This window comes from Pseudomonas ficuserectae, from assembly GCF_024584585.1.
GTDB lineage: Bacteria > Pseudomonadota > Gammaproteobacteria > Pseudomonadales > Pseudomonadaceae > Aquipseudomonas > Aquipseudomonas amygdali.
Genome location: NZ_CP085684.1, coordinates 1,766,299 through 1,782,081 on the forward strand (window position 1 = coordinate 1,766,299; position 15,783 = coordinate 1,782,081).

Here is a 15,783-nt window from a genome sequence, read left to right on the forward strand (position 1 = left end):
CTCAGGTGCATTCACCTGTGGTCGGCGATCAGGAGAAACACTATGCATGACCTGCAGACGGATGAGATCAAGACCCCGGATGAGAACACCGCCATGGTGCTTCTGGTTGATGATCAGGCCATGATTGGCGAGGCTGTCCGGCGTGGGCTGGCTGGCCACGAATCGATCGACTTCCACTTTTGCGCCGACCCGCATCAGGCAATTGCCCAGGCCGTGCAGATTAAACCGACCGTGATTCTTCAGGATCTGGTCATGCCGGGCCTCGACGGTCTGACGCTGGTTCGCGAGTACCGCAGCAACCCGTTGACCCGCGATATCCCGATCATCGTGTTGTCCACCAAGGAAGACCCGCTGATCAAGAGCGCCGCGTTCTCGGCCGGGGCCAACGATTATCTGGTCAAACTGCCGGACAACATCGAACTGGTGGCGCGCATTCGCTACCACTCGCGCTCCTATATGACACTGTTGCAGCGTGACGAGGCCTATCGTGCCCTGCGGGTCAGCCAGCAACAGTTGCTTGACACCAACCTGGTGCTGCAACGCCTTATGAACTCCGATGGCCTGACGGGGCTGTCCAATCGCCGCCATTTCGATGAGTATCTGGAGCTGGAGTGGCGACGTGCTATTCGCGATCAGGCGCAGTTGTCGCTGCTGATGATCGATGTCGACTACTTCAAGGCTTACAACGACAACTTCGGGCACCTGGAGGGCGACGAGGCCCTGCGTCAGGTGGCGAAAGCCATCCGCAACAGTTGCAGTCGCCCGTCCGACTTGCCCGCGCGCTACGGCGGCGAGGAGTTTGCCATGGTCCTGCCCAATACCTCTCCGGGCGGGGCGCGTCTGCTGGCTGAAAAACTGCGCCAGAGCGTGTCAGGCATGAACATCCCGCATATCGCTCCAACGCCGGGTTCCAGCCTTACCGTAAGTATTGGCGTCGCTACCGTGACGCCGCAGGTCGGGATGCACAGCCGTCAGCTGATTCTGGATGCCGACAAGGGGCTTTATCTGGCCAAGAACAACGGACGCAATCAGGTTGCGGCAGGCTGACGCCGCCAGTGACCGGTAAAATAGGCCTCACAACGCCTGCTCGACGGGCTGCTTTCGTGGCCTTGCCTGGGGTATACTCGTCGGCTTTGAAAATTTCGCCTGCGAGTGCTGCCTACCATGGAAATCAACCCGATCCTAAACAGCATCAAGGATTTGTCCGAGCGCTCCGAAACCATTCGGGGGTATCTTTGACTACGATCACAAACATGATCGTCTGACCGAAGTCAACCGCGAGCTCGAAGATCCAAACGTCTGGAACAACCCGACCTACGCCCAGGAACTGGGGCGTGAGCGCTCCCTGCTGGCGCAGATTGTAGAAACCCTAGACGAAATGTCGTCGGGTCTGGCCGATGCCAAAGACCTGTTGCTGATGTCTGCCGAAGAAGAAGACCAGGCCGCCGTCGATGACGTCGCCGCCGAAGTCGAGCGCCTGCGCGAATCGCTGGAAAAGCTCGAATTCCGTCGCATGTTCAGTGGCGAGATGGACCCCAACAACGCCTACCTGGATATCCAGGCCGGTTCCGGCGGCACCGAAGCACAGGACTGGGCCAACATTCTGCTGCGCATGTACCTGCGTTGGGCTGACAAGCGCGGTTTCGACGCCACCATCATGGAGCTGTCTGCCGGTGAAGTCGCTGGTATCAAGGGCGCTACCGTGCACATCAAGGGTGAATACGCCTTTGGCTGGCTGCGTACCGAGATCGGCGTTCACCGTCTGGTGCGCAAGAGCCCGTTCGACTCCGGCAACCGTCGCCACACCTCGTTCTCGGCCGTGTTCGTTTCGCCGGAAATCGATGACAACATCGAAATCGACATCAACCCGTCGGACCTGCGCATCGATACCTACCGCTCCTCCGGGGCCGGTGGTCAGCACGTAAACACCACAGACTCGGCGGTTCGTATCACCCACGTTCCGACCAACACCGTGGTCAGTTGCCAGAACGAACGTTCCCAGCATGCGAACAAGGACACCGCCATGAAAATGCTGCGGGCCCGTTTGTATGAGCAGGAAGTGCAGAAGCGCAATGCAGCGTCGCAGGCGCTCGAAGACACCAAGTCCGATATCGGTTGGGGTCATCAGATTCGTTCCTATGTGCTGGACGCCTCGCGTATCAAGGACCTGCGGACCAATATCGAACGCAGCGACTGCGACAAGGTGCTTGATGGCGATATCGACGAATACCTGATCGCGAGCCTCAAGCAAGGGCTGTAAACCGTCAGCCGACACCTCAAGTCCCTCGTCGCAAGACGAGGGCGAACCTGTGATGGAATATTTAAAGACATGAGCGACCAACAACTCGACCCGCAAGCCCTGCAACAGGAAGAAAACACCCTGATCGCCCTGCGCAAGGAAAAGCTTGCTGCAGGCCGTGCCAAGGGTCAGGCCTTCCCCAACGACTTCCGCCGCGACAGCTACTGCAACGACTTGCAGAAACAGTACGTCGACAAGACCAAGGAAGAACTGGCAGAGGCAGCGATTCCGGTCAAAGTCGCCGGTCGCATCATGCTCAACCGTGGCTCGTTCATGGTGATCCAGGACATGACCGGGCGTATCCAGGTCTATGTCAACCGCAAGACCCTGCCTGAAGAAACCCTGGCCGAGGTGAAAACCTGGGACCTGGGCGACATCATTGCTGCCGAAGGCACCCTGGCACGCTCCGGCAAGGGCGACCTGTACGTCGAGATGACCACCGTTCGCCTGCTGACCAAGTCGCTGCGTCCGCTGCCCGACAAGCACCATGGCCTGACCGACACCGAGCAGCGCTATCGCCAGCGTTACGTCGACCTGATCGTCAACGAAGACGTGCGCGAAACCTTCCGTGTGCGCTCGCAGGTTATCGCTCACATTCGCAGCTTCCTGATGAAGCGCGACTTCCTTGAAGTCGAAACGCCGATGCTGCAGACCATTCCCGGCGGTGCGGCAGCCAAGCCGTTCGAAACCCATCACAACGCGCTGGACATGGAAATGTTCCTGCGCATTGCGCCGGAGTTGTACCTCAAGCGTCTGGTGGTCGGTGGTTTCGAGAAAGTCTTCGAGATCAACCGCAACTTCCGTAACGAGGGCGTTTCGACCCGGCACAACCCCGAGTTCACCATGCTCGAGTTCTACCAGGCCTACGCCGATTACGAAGACAACATGGACCTGACCGAGGAGCTGTTCCGCGAACTGGCTCAACTGGTTCTGGGCACCACCGACGTGCCTTACGGCGACAAGGTGTTCCACTTCGGCGAACCGTTTGTGCGCCTTTCGGTGTTCGACTCGATCCTCAAGTACAACCCGGATCTGACCGCTGCCGATCTGCAGGACGTCGACAAGGCTCGTGCCATTGCCAAAAAGGCCGGTGCCAAGGTGCTCGGCTTCGAAGGCCTGGGCAAATTGCAGGTGATGATTTTCGAAGAGCTGGTCGAGCACAAGCTGGAACAGCCGCACTTCATTACTCAGTACCCGTTCGAAGTGTCTCCGCTGGCTCGTCGCAATGACGAAAACCCGAGCGTAACCGACCGTTTCGAGTTGTTCATCGGCGGCCGTGAAATCGCCAACGCCTATTCCGAGCTCAACGACGCCGAAGATCAGGCCGAACGCTTCCAGGCTCAGGTAGCCGACAAGGATGCCGGTGACGACGAAGCCATGCACTACGACGCCGACTTTGTGCGTGCGCTGGAATACGGCATGCCGCCCACTGCGGGTGAAGGGATCGGCATCGATCGGTTGGTGATGCTGCTCACCGACTCGCCTTCGATCCGCGATGTCATTCTGTTCCCGCACATGCGCCCGCAAGCGTAATCAATGAAAAAATAGCCGCCTTCAATGAGCGGCTTTTTTTTAGGTGTTTTTCAGGACAATTCAAAAAGGAAGCTGTCGTGACGATTGCCAGAGAAGGGGCCGCCGGGGTAGCGAGCGCGGTGGCCAAAAGTGTCAAGTATCAAGGCCGCAAGGCGGCCCGCGAAGGCAGTGAACAACGCAGACAGGTCATTCTCGATGCGGCCATGCGTATTGTGGTGCGCGACGGCGTGCGCGCTGTACGTCATCGCGCAGTGGCCGCTGAGGCCAGCGTACCATTGTCGGCAACCACCTATTACTTCAAGGACATCAATGACCTGCTCACCGATGCCTTTGCCCAGTATGTACAGCGCAGTGCCGATTACCTGGCGCGGCTTTGGCAGAACACCGAAGGTATTCTGCGTGAGATGATGAGCCGCAGTTCGGGCAGCCCGACCGACCGTTTTCGGCTGGCTGACGATATTGCGCGTATGGTGATGGAGCATATCCGGCATCAATTGCTGACCCGACGCGACTACCTGATCGCCGAGCAGGCGTTCTACCACGAAGCGCTGATCAACCCGCGTCTGACCCCGCTGGTGATGGCCCATCAGGAAATTCTGCTGCAAGGCAGTTGTCAGTTCTTTCAGGTGATTGGCTCGTTGCAGCCCTATCAGGATGCTCAGGTGTTGACGGGGCTCATCCGGCGCATTGAGTATCAAGGCCTGCTGCATGGCCCACAGCGTCAGGCGGACGAAGAAATGCTCTGTATTCTGACCCGGCAGATGCGTCTGGTTTTGGGGACGCCGCAGCCGGTTCGAGGGTGACTATACTTCGTTCGACGTGCTCTGGGTCGGCGGTTCAGACGGCTTGACGACCCTGCCAATTTCGATATTTTCCAGCGGTGGCGTGTTCTCATGCCGCCGAGCAGTAGCGAAACAGCCAGCCAAGGAGTACCGGTGGACGAGTATCAACAGACTATTCGTGCGTTATCGGATCGGATCGTCATTGCACAGACGCCGATTCGCATTCTGGATGCAGTTAAATGGGATGAGACAGTTCGCAAGGAGTTTCTGGCCGCCAAGGGCAAGGCGCTTCCTGCCGTGGACCGTGCCTATTACGAAAACCGCCCGCTGGGCTTTGATTCGGTCGCCTTGAAGCAAGAGTTTCAGAACATCGAGCGGGATGTAACGCGTCAACTCGGGCAGTTCAACCCGGTCGGGCAGATCATGCGCCGCATGTGCCGTGAGTACCGCATGGTGGTGCGTATGCTCGAAGCGCGTGGCACGCCTGACTTCGGGCTGATCTCGCAGGAGCTGTATGGCGCTGCGTCCGATGCCTTTCACGCCGGTGACCCGACGCTGGCCGATCTGGGCCTGATGCTCTCGGATTACCTGAACAACATCGCCGGGCGTGGTGACCTCAAGGACGAGCCGAAAACCCTCACGGCCAAGGACGCTGTTTCGTTGCTGCAATCGCGTTTGAACCGTGTGTTCGGTGAAGCCGAGGAGACCATCCGGGTTTTCGAATCTGACGGTATCGTCGCCGACGCGGCTGCCGGTGCCGACTACATCAAGATTCGCACCGATGCGATGTTCAACGAGCGGGATGTACGGGCACTGGAGGTTCACGAAGGGCTGGTGCATGTCGGCACCACGTTGAACGGGCAAAACCAGCCTATCTGTACGTTCCTTTCCAAAGGTCCGCCTTCATCGACGGTGACTCAGGAAGGCTTGGCGATTCTCATGGAAGTCATCGCCTTTGCCTCCTACCCCAGCCGTTTGCGCAAACTGACCAATCGCACCCGTGCCATTCACATGGCCGAGCAGGGCGCTGATTTTCTGCAGGTATTCGAGTTCTACCGCGAGCAGGGCTTCGGCATGTCGGAGAGCTATGGTAATGCCAGTCGCGTGTTCCGCGGCTCGGTGCCCAACGGCTTGCCGTTCACTAAAGACCTGTCCTATCTGAAGGGTTTCATCATGGTCTACAACTACATTCAGTTGGCCGTGCGCAAGGGCAAGCTTGAACAGGTGCCGCTGCTGTTCTGCGGCAAGACCATGCTGGAAGACATGCGCACCCTGCGCCAACTGGTAGATGAAGGACTGGTAGTGGCACCCAAATACCTGCCTGAGCAGTTCCGTGACATGAACGCGCTGTCGGCCTGGATGTGCTTCTCCAACTTCCTCAACCACCTGAGCCTGGACCGTATCGAAGCGGACTACTCGAATATTTTGTAGGCCGAACTGACTATCGTGCCAATGCTCCGCGTTGGCACGCAGTGGGTGACGCTCGGCGTCACAAATCTACGCCGCGCTGCACAGTCAGGATCGGACGCAGAGCGTCCAGAACGGCATTCCCACGCTGGAGCGTGAGGAACGATAATCTTGTAACTATCGTGCCATTGCTCTGCGCCAGCACGGCGGTGATTTAGCGATCAAAACAGCAAGGAAACCTCATTTGAAACTGCTCGGCATCTTCACCCTGGTCCTCGCGCTCACAGGCTGCAGTTCGATGTTGTTCTACCCCGAGCAAGGTGTTCCGTTCACACCAGACAAGGCTCGTTTACAGTATCAGGACGTGAACCTCACCGCCGCCGACGGTACACGCCTGCATGGCTGGTGGCTGCCCGCGAAAGAGGGTGTGGCGGTCAAGGGTACGGTGCTGCATCTGCATGGCAACGGCGGCAATCTGTCCTGGCACCTTGGTGGCGTCTGGTGGTTGCCCGAGCAGGGTTATCAGGTGCTGATGCTGGATTACCGTGGCTATGGCGAGTCGCAGGGCGAACCGAGCCTGCCGGCGGTCTATCAGGATGTTCAGGCCGCTTTCGACTGGTTGAACACTGCACCGCAAGTGCAAGGCAAACCCCTTGTGGTTCTGGGGCAAAGCATTGGTGGAGCGCTGGCGGTGCATTACTTGTCAGAACACCCGCAGGAGCGCTCGCGGCTCAAGGCGTTGGTGCTGGACAGCGTGCCGGCCAGCTATCGCAGCGTCGCGCGAAACTCGCTGAGCAAGTCGTGGCTGACCTGGCCATTGAAGACGCCCTTGTCCTGGCTGATCCCGGAGGCTGACAGTGCCGTCAACGGCCTGCCACGATTGGCCGGCACACCGATGCTGATCTTTCACAGCATGGACGACACACTGGTGCCGCTCGCCAACGGTATCGAGCTGTACAAGGCCGCTCCTCCACCGCGCGTATTGCAACTGACCCGTGGCGAGCACGTACAGACGTTCGCAGACCCTCTCTGGCGTCAGGTGATGCTGCGCTATCTGGACGACCCGACGCATTTCAATGGCCTGCGTCGTCTTGCGCAAGTGCCCAACTACCCGATCCCCGATACACCGCCAACGCCATGAGCCGCGACCGTAACGTCAACGGCATGATTCTCAGCGCCGTCGGTGCAGTCCTCGGCACCGTCGGCTGTCTGTGGTTTTACGGCTACCTGCACTTCGCAAAGCCTGAGGATGCATTGCTGCTCGGCGAATTCACTCTGCTCAAGACCGTGCCAGGCGAGGACTACAAGATCGCCGCGACGCCAGCGGTCGAGGTGGCGCAATGCGTTGATGGCGTGCTGGTGCTGTTCGACACATCGCGAAAGGGCTTGTCAGGTGTGTTGATCGATGACCACAGGCAAGCGGTGCGGTGCATCGGCCAGCAGACGCCACAGCAGTAAACACGGCGATAAATTTTCGGCATTAAAAAGCCCCGCCTGTATGCGCAGGCGGGGCTTCAGTGCAGCGGCTCAGTCGCTTATTTCATCGACGAGCGCGGTGCAACAGGCTGGTTGTCGTTGGAGATGGTGACTTCCACACGACGGTTCATGGCACGGCCCGAGTTGCTGGTGTTGTCAGCAACCGGATATTCCTTGCCGTAACCCATGGTCACAACGCGTGCTGGATCTACACCCATACGTACCAGTGCCATGCGAACCGAATTGGCGCGGCGCTCGGACAGCGACTGGTTGTAGGAAGCAGAACCTGTGCTGTCGGTGTAGCCTTCAACGATCACTTTGCGATCAGGGTTTTCCTGAAGGAAAGCAGCCAGCTTGCCGATGTCGCCTTGAGCGGTCGGCTTCAGATCGGCCTTGTTGTAGTCGAACAGCACGTCACCGAAAGTCACCAGCGTACCGCGTTCGGTCTGCTTGGCGTTCAGGCTGTTCTTCAGCGCAGCGATCTGAGCATCACGAGCTTCCAGTCGTGCCTTGGCGCGGTCGGCAGAAGCATTCTGCAGAGCAGCTTCGGAGGTGCGCAGGGCGATAGTCTGCTTGGCCAGCTCTACGCGCTGGTTGGTCAGATAAGACAGTTGGTCAACTTTCTTGACGTCATCATCGTTACGGAAAGCCTGTTCTGCCTTGGCCAGCCATTCACTGGCGTCTTTGGTTTCAAGCGCCGCGACTTTGGTAGCTTCCGGGTTGGTCTGCAGCGCGGTGAAGTTGCTGCGGGCCTGTTCCAGATTAGGGTTAGGCTTGGTTGCACAGGCTGCCAGGGCAACACTCATGGCCAGCAGAGCAGGGATCATCAATTGTTTACGCATAATATGGTCGTCCTTTAATCAGTTACGAATTCATGAAAACAGAAAGGGTTCAGGGCAATCACTGCACCTGACGCAGGCCTTCTTCACGGAGTTCGTTGACGCCCTGACGAGCATCCTGCACAGCCTTGGCAGCTTTGGCGGCCTGAGATTTGCGTTCTGCTACACGAGCGTCCCACTCGGCTTGTTCAGCCAGACGGCGAGCTTCGTCGTACTTGTGATCCTGCATGGCCAGATCAGCTTCTTTGAGCTTGTCCTGAGCCGACTTCATTTCCACCGCTGCGAATTCGGTACCGCCGGCGCTGACGGCGCTGTTGACGGCCGATTGCGAGACTGCATATTGCTCGGATGGCGGGTTACCTGCGCAACCGGCGAGGATAAAGGTGCTACCGAGCGCCAGCGCAGCCAGCTTGAGACCGCGCAGGCCTTTGAACTTGGTTTTGGCAGTTAAGGTGTTCATGGTGATCAACTCCATTGTCTGACTCCGAACGTGGTTATCCATGACAGTTGTTGCATCAAGTCCGGGCATGAGGTCGTACAACCGCCTGCTGCCTTTCGGGCTTTCCTGTAATGGTTAAAGGCTCCGACCTGCGCTGTTTTTGAATAGTTCAGATAAATATCTACTGTGTGGTCAGGAATTTTCAGGGGGCTTCAGGAAGCGGTCAGCATGTTGATCGGCATGTGAACGGACGTCGCTGCAGGATTAATCAGGCGTTGAGGCGCGGCTTTTTGTTGAACCATTTGTCCAATTGCAGGCTTTTGGTGCACTGTTGGCAATGCGGATTCGAATTCACGTACGCCCGCGCTGTTTTGCGGGTACGCAACTGAGCCCAGACAAAAAACGGGAGAGGAACGATGGCCGATATCGATGCGCGTCTGCGCGAAGACGTTCACCTGCTGGGTGAGCTGTTGGGTAACACGATTCGTGAGCAGCGAGGCGCTGAATTCCTCGACAAGATCGAACGTATTCGCAAAGGCGCCAAGGCGGGAAGGCGCGGTTCTGCAGAAGGTGCCGAGCAACTCAGCGCCAGTGTCGACGGGTTGGGTGATGACGAACTCTTGCCTGTGGCCCGTGCGTTCAACCAGTTTCTCAACCTGGCCAATATTGCCGAGCAGTATCAGCTCATGCATCGCCGTGACGATACCCAGCCTCTGCCCTTTGAGTCGCGGGTGTTGCCCGAGCTGCTTGACCGCCTGAAAACGGAAGGTCACACGCCTGATGCCTTGGCGCGCCAACTGAGCAAGCTGGAAATCGAGCTGGTGTTGACGGCTCACCCCACCGAAGTTGCACGCCGTACGCTCATTCAGAAATACGACGCCATCGCTGCGCAGTTGGCCGCGCTCGATCATCGCGACCTCAACAGCACCGAGCGCGCACAGATTACCTCGCGCTTGCAGCGTCTGATCGCCGAGGCCTGGCATACCGAAGAGATACGGCGTATCCGTCCCACGCCGGTTGATGAGGCCAAATGGGGTTTTGCGGTTATCGAGCACTCCCTCTGGCACGCCATTCCGAACTACCTGCGCAAGGCTGACCATGCACTGCACGCAGCGACCGGCCTGCATTTGCCGCTGGAAGCCGCGCCGATCCGCTTTGCCTCCTGGATGGGCGGAGACCGTGACGGCAACCCGAACGTCACGGCCAAAGTTACCCGTGAAGTGTTGTTGCTGGCGCGCTGGATGGCGGCTGACCTGTATCTGCGTGATGTGGACAACCTGGCCGCAGAGCTGTCGATGCAACAGGCCAGCGACGCCTTGCGGACCAGCGTCGGTGACAGTGCCGAGCCTTATCGGGCAGAACTCAAGCGTCTGCGTGAGCGCCTGCGCGCGACGCGCAATTGGGCCAATGCCTCATTGAGCGAGACCTTGCCTGCGCCTGAAGCGGTGCTGCGAGACAACCGCGAGCTGCTGGACCCGCTGCTGCTGTGCTTCCAGTCGCTGCATGAGTGCGGCATGGGCGTGATTGCCGACGGGCCGCTTCTGGATTGCCTGCGCCGTGCTGTCACGTTCGGCCTGTTTCTGGTGCGTCTGGATGTCCGCCAGGACTCCAGTCGCCACTGTGCGGCGATGACTGAAATTACCGATTATCTGGGGTTGGGTCGCTACGAAAAGTGGGACGAGCAGACCCGCATCGACTTTCTGTTGCGCGAACTGAACAACCGCAGGCCGTTGCTGCCAAGCTACTTCAAACCGGCAGCCGACACCGCAGAAGTGCTGGCAACCTGCAGGGTAGTGGCAGCAGCTCCGGCAGCGTCGCTGGGCTCTTACGTCATTTCGATGGCAGGTTCGGCATCCGACGTGCTGGCCGTGCAATTGCTGCTCAAGGAATCCGGACTGCAACGGCCGATGCGTGTGGTGCCGTTGTTCGAGACCCTGGCTGACCTCGACAACGCCGGGCCGGTGATCGAGACGCTGCTCGGCTTGCCTGGCTATCGTTCGCGTCTGCACGGCCCGCAGGAAGTCATGATCGGTTACTCCGACTCGGCCAAGGACGCGGGCACTACGGCGGCGGCCTGGGCCCAGTACCGCGCGCAGGAAAAGCTGGTGGAGATCTGTCGCGAACAGCAGGTCGAACTGCTGCTGTTTCATGGTCGCGGCGGTACGGTTGGTCGTGGTGGCGGCCCCGCGCATGCGGCGATTCTGTCGCAGCCGCCAGGTTCGGTAGCCGGGCGCTTCCGGACCACCGAGCAAGGGGAAATGATTCGTTTCAAATTCGGCCTGCCGGACATCGCTGAACAGAACCTCAATCTCTATCTGGCAGCGGTGCTGGAAGCGACCCTGCTGCCGCCACCACCTCCGCAACCGTCTTGGCGGACGATGATGGACCAGATGGCCGCTGACGGGGTGAGCGCCTATCGCGCGGTAGTGCGCGAGAACCCTGAGTTCGTCGAGTATTTCCGTCAGGCAACGCCCGAGCAGGAACTGGGGCGCCTGCCACTCGGCAGTCGCCCGGCCAAGCGCCGCGAAGGTGGCGTGGAAAGCCTGCGCGCCATTCCGTGGATCTTCGCCTGGACGCAGACGCGTCTTATGTTGCCCGCCTGGCTGGGTTGGGAAGCTGCGCTGAGCAAGGCTCTGGAGCGCGGCGAGGGTATGGTGCTGGCGCAGATGCGCGAACAGTGGCCGTTCTTCAGAACCCGCATCGACATGCTGGAAATGGTCCTCGCCAAAGCCGATTCGGACATTGCCCGACTCTATGACGAGCGTCTGGTCAGTGCTGAGCTGCAACATTTAGGCGCACATTTACGCGACCTATTGTCGCAGGCGTGCAATGTGGTTCTGGGGCTGACCGGGCAGAAGCAACTGCTGGCGCATAGCCCTGAAACGCTGGAATTCATCAGTCTGCGCAACACCTATCTCGACCCGTTGCATTTGCTCCAGGCCGAGCTGCTGTCCCGCTCCCGCAGTCGCGAAGCCAGTCTGGACAGCCCTCTGGAACTGGCGCTGCTGGTGTCTGTAGCCGGGATCGCTGCCGGTCTGCGTAACACTGGTTAAACACGCGCATTACTTTAATTGCCGGGCCGTTTTGGCCCGGCATTGGCAATGCCGGGTTTGCGGGCTGGCCTGCCGGAAACGTTGATACAGATCACGCCGCTCGACAATCGGGGCGCGCAAGCCGGTGCGCACGCGGTTAATGCGACTTTTGGCGGCTTGTGCGGCCTCGGTCGGCTGTGTATCTTGATCAGCCTTTCGGCCTGTTGGCCTGATTATTTTTAGATTGGCCCCCGAGGCGAATCCGTTGATTTCACTATAAAAATTTTGAGGAGCATGACGATGCGCGTGATTCTGCTAGGAGCTCCCGGGGCCGGTAAAGGTACTCAGGCAAAATTCATCACTGAAAAGTTCGGCATCCCGCAGGTTTCGACAGGCGACATGCTGCGCGCTGCAGTCAAGGCTGAAACCGAGCTTGGCCTGAAGGCCAAGAGCGTCATGGACTCGGGTGGTCTGGTTTCCGATGACCTGATCATTGGTCTGATCAAGGATCGTCTGGCCCAGCCGGATTGTGCGAACGGCGTTCTGTTCGACGGCTTCCCGCGCACCATTCCTCAGGCCGAAGCCCTGTTGAAAGCAGGTCTGGAAATCGATCACGTGCTGGAAATCGCCGTTGATGACGAAGAAATCGTCAAGCGCATGTCGGGCCGCCGGGTTCACGAAGGCTCTGGTCGCATCTATCACACCATCTTCAACCCGCCGAAAGTCGAGGGTATCGATGATGTGACTGGCGAACCGCTGCTGCAGCGCAAGGACGACGTCGAAGAGACCGTGCGCCATCGCCTGTCGGTCTACCATGCCCAGACCAAGCCGCTGGTCGAGTTCTACAGCAAGCTGGAAGCTAAGGATGGCAAGCCCAAGTGCAGCCATATTCCTGGCGTCGGCTCGGTTGAAGATATCACTGCAAAAGTACTGGAAGCACTGGAGCCTGAAGCACTGAAGTAAGACTCTCAGTCTGAACAATAAATGGCCCGCTTGCGGGCCATTTGTCATTTATACTGCTGCACTTTTTCACCTTGACCATGATGGAAACACCGATGACCACCTTGCTGGCCCTGGATACCGCCACTGAAGCCTGCTCGGTCGCTTTGCTGCACGACGGCAAAGTGCTGAGCCACTACGAGGTGATCCCGCGCCTGCATGCCCAGCGGCTGCTGCCGATGATCAAGGACCTGCTGGCCGAGGCGGGTATCGCGATGTCGGCGTTGGATGCCATCGCGTTCGGGCGCGGCCCTGGCGCTTTCACCGGCGTGCGCATTGCCATTGGTGTCGTGCAAGGCCTGGCGTTCGCGCTGGAGCGCCCGGTATTGCCTGTTTCCAATCTTGCCGTGCTGGCCCAGCGTGCCTTTCGTGAGCATGGCGTGTCTCAGGTGGCATCGGCCATTGATGCACGCATGGATGAGGTGTATTGGGGTTGCTATCACGAGACAGTCGGGGAGATGCGTCTGCTCGGCAACGAGGCGGTCATGGCGCCCGAGTTGGCGACGCTGCCTGCGCACACCAGTGGACAATGGTTTGGTGCCGGTACCGGCTGGGGCTATGCCGAGCGTATTCCGGTCAGTCTTGCCGGGCATGACGCAGGCATGCTGCCCCATGCGCAGGACTTGCTGACGCTGGCGTCCTTCGCATGGGCGCGTGGCGAAGCCCTGCCGGCAGACGACGCCCAGCCGGTCTACCTGCGCGACAAGGTTGCTACACCCAAAGCGCGTTGATGTGATTGGCTTCAAGGCACGCCACAGTGTTCTGCTGTCGTGCCTGTCCAGGTCTTGCTATTCCGTCTATAGCTGGAAAAATATCAATTCGCCAGCTACCGTTTATCGTCTGAATGGTCTTTAATCTCATTTGGCGAAAACAATTTGCAATATGTGTGGTCTAGTTATCGTTAAGCAATTTGCGAACTACAAGGCAGTAACGCTAAATTGCCACTATCGACGCCGAGTATATAATCGATGCGCATAGACGGAACCTCATCACGCTCTTACCCCATCAAGCGCAAGCCGCAGAAAACGCCTTCGACCGTTGAAGGCTCTTTCGAGGAAGTCGTAGTTGATGCCGAGTTGCCGCCGCCTCCTGCGCAGGCTCGTCGCGATGCGGGTGATTCACCGATAGGCAGCACTGCCAATGTGCCTGCGCGTCCGCAAGACATCATTTTCCCGCGCTCCATGAGCTCTCGTGTCGCTCACGCACTGGCCAGCTACCTGACCACCGCCAGCTTTGTCGATTGGGACCTTGAAGTATCGGGGCTCGATCTTCACGTTTGACTGTGTCTCGCCTGCCTTACTACCTCGGTTGTCCGTCATGGAGTGAAAACGCCTGGCGAGACTCGTTGTACCCGGAAGACGCCCGCCCCAATGATTTCCTGAATCTCTACACTCAGGTATTCAACGCTGTCGAAGGCAACACCACATTCTATGCCCGTCCCGCTGCCACAACGGTGCAACGCTGGGCGGAAATAATGCCTGCCGATTTTCGTTTCACTGCGAAATTTCACAAAGACATCAGCCACAACGGCGACCTGCGTGATCAGGTGGGCGCCGCCGAGGAATTCATCCGTCTGCTCGCGCCGTTGGGTGAGCGGATTGCGCCATTCTGGCTTCAGTTGCCCGCCAGCTTCACACCGCAGCGCCTTGCCGAGTTGGTCGGGTTCCTCGATGAACTCAATGTGCCTTTGGCTGTGGAAGTGCGCAACATGGCCTTTTTCATGAAAGGTGACGAAGAACGCATGCTCAATCGTCTGCTGCTGGATCGAGGCATTGAGCGCATCTGTCTCGACTCCCGGGCATTGTTCAGCTGTGTATCGACTGATCCTGCCGTGCTGCACGCTCAATCGAAAAAGCCCAAGGTGCCACCGCGTCCGGCTGCGCTGACGCTGTTCCCCCAGGTCCGTTTCATCGGCGGTCCTGACCTGGAGGCCAATGATCAGTTTTTGGTGCAGTGGGTGGAAAAGGTCGCCGTGTGGATCGAAGAGGGGCGCACGCCTTATGTCTTCCTGCACACCCCGGACAACGTCAGGGCTGCCGAGCAGGCCATGCGCTTTCACCAGCAACTGATGGCGCGATTGCCTGGCTTGCCGGCATTGTTTGAGCTGGATCGTGGGCCTCAGGTGGAACAGTTGGGCTTGCTCTGAGGTCTTCCAGAGGGGGCTGACAGAGCCCGACCTTGTGGAGAGCCCGCTTATGGATTCGCAACTGCGCTATTTGCCACCCATTTACAAACCTTTCGTCAAATCCATCCCTGTTGTATGGGGCCTGGGCTGAGCATGCGCGTGATGCTGGTATTCCTGCTGCTCTGTGCAATAGGGGCGTTTGCAGTCTGGCGAGGCTGGGTCGACGTGCCTGCGCGCTGGAACCCCTGGGCGCCTTTGGATGTGCGGGCCGAGCCCAATTTTCTGACGTTTTACAAGCTGTCACGACTGCAGAACGACGCTGCGCTGTGCGACCAGGTGCTGAGTACGTCCGGGCTGCGTTTCAGTCGTCAGGCCGACAGTGAACCTTCTGCTCGCTGCCCTCTGGAAAATACCCTGCGCATTCAAGGCGGCGACGTGGCGCTGAGCAGCAGTTTCCTGGCCAGTTGCCCATTGGCGGTGGCCTATGCGCTGTTCGATGTCCACACCTTGCAGCCCGCTGCCCAAGCGGTTTTCGGCCAGCGGGTAGCGCGAGTAGATCACTTGGGCAGCTTTGCCTGCCGCAACATCTACAACCGGGCCAACGGCCGGCTCAGTCAGCACGCGACCGCCAATGCACTGGATATGGCAGGTTTTCGCCTCGCAGACGGTCAGCGCATCGGTGTTCTCAAGGACTGGAACTGGGCAGCCTGCGGCTGCAAATTGTGGGATTTTGAAATCGGTTATCATAGCCGAAATCGAGTCGATCCCTCCTCAGCACAGGCTTACACATGGCGTCAGAGACCAAAAAACGTAAACGGGCGAGCCGGGCAAAAGCCAAGGCAAAGCAGACCC

The 15,783-nt window shown here is 58.8% G+C and carries 14 protein-coding genes and 1 pseudogene; 13 read left to right on the forward strand and 2 right to left on the reverse strand.

All coding sequences use genetic code 11. The features are described 5' to 3' along the window. The first annotated feature begins 42 nt into the window (after positions 1-42). The 7 genes from LJU29_RS07790 to LJU29_RS07820 all read left to right on the forward strand — a co-directional run bounded on the left by LJU29_RS07790 (position 43) and on the right by LJU29_RS07820 (position 7,479). A complete protein-coding gene (locus LJU29_RS07790) occupies positions 43-1,047 on the forward strand; it encodes a response regulator (protein ID WP_002554762.1) in 1,005 nt (334 codons plus the stop codon). 117 nt (positions 1,048-1,164) lie between these two features. Continuing rightward, a protein-coding gene (prfB, locus tag LJU29_RS07795) for a peptide chain release factor 2 (protein WP_099259081.1) occupies positions 1,165-2,260 on the forward strand; the annotation gives its coding sequence in 2 pieces (ribosomal slippage) (positions 1,165-1,236 and positions 1,238-2,260; 1,095 coding nt in all). A 69-nt stretch (positions 2,261-2,329) separates the two neighbouring features. Further along, complete coding sequence (gene lysS, locus LJU29_RS07800) at positions 2,330-3,832, forward strand: lysine--tRNA ligase (RefSeq protein WP_005732488.1); 1,503 nt, start codon at positions 2,330-2,332, stop codon at positions 3,830-3,832. 77 nt (positions 3,833-3,909) lie between these two features. Continuing rightward, on the forward strand, positions 3,910-4,635 hold the full coding sequence (locus LJU29_RS07805; protein WP_005743405.1) for a TetR/AcrR family transcriptional regulator: 726 nt from the start codon (positions 3,910-3,912) through the stop codon (positions 4,633-4,635). Positions 4,636-4,725: 90 nt separating this feature from the next. Next, a complete protein-coding gene (locus tag LJU29_RS07810; RefSeq protein WP_257111998.1) occupies positions 4,726-6,045 on the forward strand; it encodes a flavohemoglobin expression-modulating QEGLA motif protein in 1,320 nt (439 codons plus the stop codon). A 220-nt stretch (positions 6,046-6,265) separates the two neighbouring features. Beyond that, on the forward strand, positions 6,266-7,162 hold the full coding sequence (locus tag LJU29_RS07815; RefSeq protein WP_057454557.1) for an alpha/beta hydrolase: 897 nt from the start codon (positions 6,266-6,268) through the stop codon (positions 7,160-7,162). Further along, positions 7,159-7,479, forward strand: coding sequence for a PA3694 family proteiin (locus LJU29_RS07820; RefSeq protein ID WP_257111999.1), 321 nt, complete (start codon positions 7,159-7,161; stop codon positions 7,477-7,479). The genes LJU29_RS07815 and LJU29_RS07820 overlap by 4 nt, the downstream gene beginning before the upstream one ends. A 77-nt stretch (positions 7,480-7,556) precedes the next feature. Here the strand turns inward: LJU29_RS07820 and lptF are convergent, their stop codons facing one another. After that, positions 7,557-8,339: a lipotoxin F family OmpA-related lipoprotein LptF gene (gene lptF / locus LJU29_RS07825; RefSeq protein WP_002554755.1), complete on the reverse strand. Its 783-nt coding sequence runs from the start codon at positions 8,337-8,339 to the stop codon at positions 7,557-7,559. Between the two features lie 58 nt (positions 8,340-8,397). Then, entirely contained in the window at positions 8,398-8,811 is a 414-nt protein-coding gene (locus LJU29_RS07830) for a DUF4398 domain-containing protein (RefSeq protein ID WP_004657980.1), read from the reverse strand. A 380-nt stretch (positions 8,812-9,191) separates the two neighbouring features. On the opposite strand from LJU29_RS07830, the gene ppc reads away from it, so the two are divergent. The 6 genes and pseudogenes from ppc to LJU29_RS07860 all read left to right on the forward strand — a co-directional run. Then, entirely contained in the window at positions 9,192-11,828 is a 2,637-nt protein-coding gene (gene ppc, locus LJU29_RS07835) for a phosphoenolpyruvate carboxylase (protein WP_257112001.1), read from the forward strand. A gap of 279 nt (positions 11,829-12,107) precedes the next feature. Next, on the forward strand, positions 12,108-12,770 hold the full coding sequence (gene adk, locus LJU29_RS07840) for an adenylate kinase (RefSeq protein ID WP_005760175.1): 663 nt from the start codon (positions 12,108-12,110) through the stop codon (positions 12,768-12,770). Positions 12,771-12,862: 92 nt separating this feature from the next. Beyond that, entirely contained in the window at positions 12,863-13,537 is a 675-nt protein-coding gene (gene tsaB / locus LJU29_RS07845; protein WP_057454561.1) for a tRNA (adenosine(37)-N6)-threonylcarbamoyltransferase complex dimerization subunit type 1 TsaB, read from the forward strand. Positions 13,538-13,774: 237 nt separating this feature from the next. Further along, positions 13,775-14,086, forward strand: a complete 312-nt coding sequence (locus tag LJU29_RS07850; RefSeq protein ID WP_002554750.1) for a hypothetical protein — start codon at positions 13,775-13,777, stop codon at positions 14,084-14,086. 2 nt (positions 14,087-14,088) lie between these two features. After that, positions 14,089-14,952, forward strand: coding sequence for a DUF72 domain-containing protein (locus tag LJU29_RS07855; RefSeq protein WP_010201500.1), 864 nt, complete (start codon positions 14,089-14,091; stop codon positions 14,950-14,952). A 132-nt stretch (positions 14,953-15,084) separates the two neighbouring features. After that, a pseudogene (locus tag LJU29_RS07860) lies at positions 15,085-15,627 on the forward strand (extensin-like domain-containing protein); the annotation flags it as partial. Positions 15,628-15,783 lie beyond the last annotated feature (156 nt).

Excerpts from the sequence above, each read along its gene's own strand:
- tsaB (WP_057454561.1), top strand. The coding sequence starts at position 12,863 with ATGACCACCTTGCTGGCCCTGGATACCGCCACTGAAGCCTGCTCGGTC.
- LJU29_RS07830 (WP_004657980.1), bottom strand. The coding sequence starts at position 8,811 with ATGGAGTTGATCACCATGAACACCTTAACTGCCAAAACCAAGTTCAAA.
- lptF (WP_002554755.1), bottom strand. The coding sequence starts at position 8,339 with ATGCGTAAACAATTGATGATCCCTGCTCTGCTGGCCATGAGTGTTGCC.
- LJU29_RS07790 (WP_002554762.1), top strand. The coding sequence starts at position 43 with ATGCATGACCTGCAGACGGATGAGATCAAGACCCCGGATGAGAACACC.
- LJU29_RS07820 (WP_257111999.1), top strand. The coding sequence starts at position 7,159 with ATGAGCCGCGACCGTAACGTCAACGGCATGATTCTCAGCGCCGTCGGT.
- LJU29_RS07850 (WP_002554750.1), top strand. The coding sequence starts at position 13,775 with ATGCGCATAGACGGAACCTCATCACGCTCTTACCCCATCAAGCGCAAG.
- ppc (WP_257112001.1), top strand. The coding sequence starts at position 9,192 with ATGGCCGATATCGATGCGCGTCTGCGCGAAGACGTTCACCTGCTGGGT.
- LJU29_RS07810 (WP_257111998.1), top strand. The coding sequence starts at position 4,726 with ATGCCGCCGAGCAGTAGCGAAACAGCCAGCCAAGGAGTACCGGTGGAC.
- lysS (WP_005732488.1), top strand. The coding sequence starts at position 2,330 with ATGAGCGACCAACAACTCGACCCGCAAGCCCTGCAACAGGAAGAAAAC.
- adk (WP_005760175.1), top strand. The coding sequence starts at position 12,108 with ATGCGCGTGATTCTGCTAGGAGCTCCCGGGGCCGGTAAAGGTACTCAG.